General features: G+C 44.5%; 3 protein-coding genes. All 3 read right to left on the bottom strand.

The genetic code is table 11. The features are described 5' to 3' along the window. Window positions 1-472: 472 nt before the first annotated feature. Window positions 473-1,975, bottom strand: a complete 1,503-nt coding sequence (locus I2H74_RS21960) for a LysM peptidoglycan-binding domain-containing protein (RefSeq protein ID WP_195576388.1) — start codon at window positions 1,973-1,975, stop codon at window positions 473-475. A gap of 322 nt (window positions 1,976-2,297) precedes the next feature. Continuing rightward, on the bottom strand, window positions 2,298-3,179 hold the full coding sequence (ilvE, locus tag I2H74_RS21955; protein ID WP_195576387.1) for a branched-chain-amino-acid transaminase: 882 nt from the start codon (window positions 3,177-3,179) through the stop codon (window positions 2,298-2,300). Window positions 3,180-3,181: 2 nt separating this feature from the next. Beyond that, the coding region (locus I2H74_RS24870) for an ACT domain-containing protein (protein WP_229106933.1) at window positions 3,182-3,460 on the bottom strand (279 nt) is incomplete at its 5' end.

The raw sequence follows: 3,460 nt of genomic DNA, 5'->3' as shown, positions 1-3,460 counted from the left end.
TATTAGGCACGCCGCCAGCGTTCGTCCTGAGCCAGGATCAAACTCTCCATAAAAGCGAATTTTGTTTACCGATTCAAGAATCGAACAAAGTTCACATTAAGTGTTTGACTTGCTCATTTGTATTGCTGACGAGAATGTAATTCTCAATAATGTTTCACTCGTTGTTCAGTTTTCAAAGAACAAAGTTAGTTACTTTCTTTTGCTCACCGCCGTTCAGCGGCGACTTTTATAATATATCATGTTGTTTAGTAAGAGTCAACACTTTTTTTAAAAAATTCTTTCAAGCAATGCTTCTCTTTCCTCCAAACAACCTGCTTAACGTGAGACTAAAGAAGTCTCCCTCCCGAAGCAGGATTATAATATATCATAGAGCCTAAACCATTAGCAAGACCCTATTTCTACCTGTTCAAAAAAATAACCGCCGGCTTAAAAATAAGCGGCAGTTGAGTACTTTACGTATGATTTTAAACGGTTACCCATTGATCCACGGCATGCTCTTCTTGCTGCGTTCCTCTCTAGCTGAAGACACAGAGCGAATTTTTGCTTTCTTTTTTGATTTTGGTGTTCGCTTAACGGCCTGAGTCTTCTTTACATCTTGTGCCTGATCAGATGCAACCTGTTCAGCTTCAGCATTCCCCTGTTCTATCCCAAACTCCTCACGCGGACTGATCGGAGGAACGATATTTCCGGAATCATAGCATTTCCCATCAAATGAAGTCGGCCCATACATGGATGGATAATAAGAGTCTTTGGAATAAGGCGCATAGGCAGGCGCTCCATTCGCACTATAACTTTGAGCTGTCTGATATGGCGCATAGGCAGGAGTATAATACGGAACACCTTGCATATAAGGCGCACCCCAGCTAGATGGTTCGATGTAAGGCTGTGCAGGCATCACTTGAGCCGCATAAGGATCTTGACAGCCGCATGGTGAAGCAAACCCTCCCATATAAGCACCATTCGCATCCATTGGTGAATAGCTAGGATAAACCTGATAGGCGCTTGCTCCGTTCTGAGGAACATTCGCATACAATTGAGGCGCTGCATGATAACCAGGCCAGTTGCTATAAGGCTCAAGCGGATATTGAGCCATGATGTGCCCGTCATGATGCCCTCCGCAGCCGCAATCTTGTGCAGAACCTACAAGATTATTTGATGTAGAAGGCGCAATAGGAGTCAGCGCTCCTTTTGTCGGAATTGGAGAGTCCTTGACGGATGGCTGCTGCTTAAGTGTTGTTGATGGTGCTGGAATAGAAGGAATTATAGGTGTAAGTGTTGGCGAAGTTAGAATCTGCGGCGTTGCCGGGACAGGGGTGGATAGCTTTTCTGGGACCTTGGTCGTCTGGGTCGGTTCGATAATAGCCGGAGCAGGTTTTGATTCTGGGAGGATAATCGCTTCTTCTTTGGATTGTTCCGTGATGATCGGAACTTCCATGACTTCCTCTTTTACTTTTTCCTTTTCTTTCACTTTTTCTTTTTCTTTTACTTTTTCTTTCACATGCGTTTTTTCAGGCACAACTACGATTTCTTTTTCAGATAAAGGAGCAACCTGATTAGGGGCAGGATTTTCTTTTGCCATTTCGTTTGCTGGATGGTTTTGATTCACATGGTTCGAAGATTCATGAGACTCTGACGCATGCTCATCTTTAGGCTTTGGAATGTTCACAACTTGACCAATAAGCAGAACATTCGGATTTTTCAGCTGAGGATTAGCCGCAATCATAACGTCTAACGGAATTCCCCATGCTTTGGCAAGCTTCCACATCGTGTCGCCTTCCTTGACGACATGCTTGTGAACAATCTCGTAGCCGCCTGTTGGCAGCTTTGTTGAAGGAACTTTAACCTTCATGCCAACATCAAGCTGGTTAGGGTCCTTAAGCTGAGGATTCAGCTTTATCATTTCCTCTACGGTTACACCATATTTCTTCGACAGCGAATAGAGCGTATCGCCCTTTTTCACAATATGAATTTTCACGTACCGTTACCTCCTAACGGGAACATCATTCCACACGCGGGACAATGGCCCGCAATTCCATTAATACATTCTATGCATCATCTGGGCATTTGACATCCTTCTTTCCATAAAACTTTGGAAAGCGCAATGGACAACAATCTACTTTCTTCTTCAGCAGAATGTACGGTATAACAATCGAAGAAAACGATCATTTCTGAATCCTTATCCACTATGGGATCTAGCACATAACCAACCATTCTTACATTTATATATGATGGACTTCTATATAAAAATGCGCCTTCTCCCTAGTGGAAAAGACGCATCACGCGATAACAATCCTCTACTAATCTTCGTAAACCTTGGTACCGATTTGTGTCACTACCTCACGGAATCGTTTCAACAGAGCCAATGTGATCGGTCCCGCTTGGCCAGAACCCACAACTCTTCCATCAACCTCGCGCACGGCAATGACCTCAGCGGCTGTGCCTGTGAAGAACACTTCATCCGCCACATAGACATCATGAAGGGTAAACGGCTCCTCTTTAAGCTTGTAGCCAAGCTCTTCGCAAAGCTCGATAATCGTATTGCGGGTGATGCCTTCAAGGGCCCCAAGATAGCATGGAGGCGTATAAACGACACCTTTTTTCACAATAAAGATGTTGTCACTTGAACCTTCTGCCACATAGCCTTGTGCATTCAGCATAATAGCTTCGCCCACGTTCGCATGATTCGCCTGAATCTTCACGAGAATGTTGTTCAAATAATTAAGCGACTTGATCTTCGGGTTCAGAGCATCAGGGATATTGCGGCGCTGGGATACCGAAATGGTTCTCAGTCCGTTCAAGTAAGCTTCCTCTGGATAAATGGACAGCTGTTCCACGATGACAATAACACTAGCCTTTGGACAACGATTCGGGTCTAAGCCTAGATTGCCTGCACCGCGAGATACGATAAGACGAATATAGCCGTCTTTCAGCTCGTTGCGGCGGATGGTTTCAACAAGAACGCTTTCCATTTCCTCAATCGTAAGCGGAATATTAAGCATGATCGACTTGGCAGAGTCGTAAAGACGCACTAAGTGCTCATAGCATTTAAAGATATTGCCATCGTAAATGCGTATGCCCTCAAATATACCATCGCCATAGAGGAAGCCGTGGTCGTATACAGATACTTTAGCCTCTTCTTTTGTAACATATTGACCATCGAGATAAATCCATTGTGTCATACTTACACCTCCAGGTTATGTGGTTGCTCTTGTGCCCAACTCTGGCTTGAATAGCTTGGATAGGAGCCTAAGACTCGAACCTGGCATCCAAGCGCCTCAATCTCGGCAATTGCTGAAGGAAGCAGCACCGACTCCAGAGACAATTCAATATCGATATAAAAATAATAACTGCCAAGCTTGCGTTTAGTAGGCCTTGATTCAATTCTGGACAAGTTGATTCTTCTCCATGAGAATGCTGCCAGCACTTGGTGCAGCGCACCAGGAAAATCCTCAGGGAGCGT

The sequence above is a fragment of the Paenibacillus sp. 1001270B_150601_E10 genome (assembly GCF_015558675.1).
GTDB lineage: Bacteria > Bacillota > Bacilli > Paenibacillales > Paenibacillaceae > Paenibacillus_B.
This window is presented reverse-complemented; position numbering and strand designations above follow the sequence as displayed.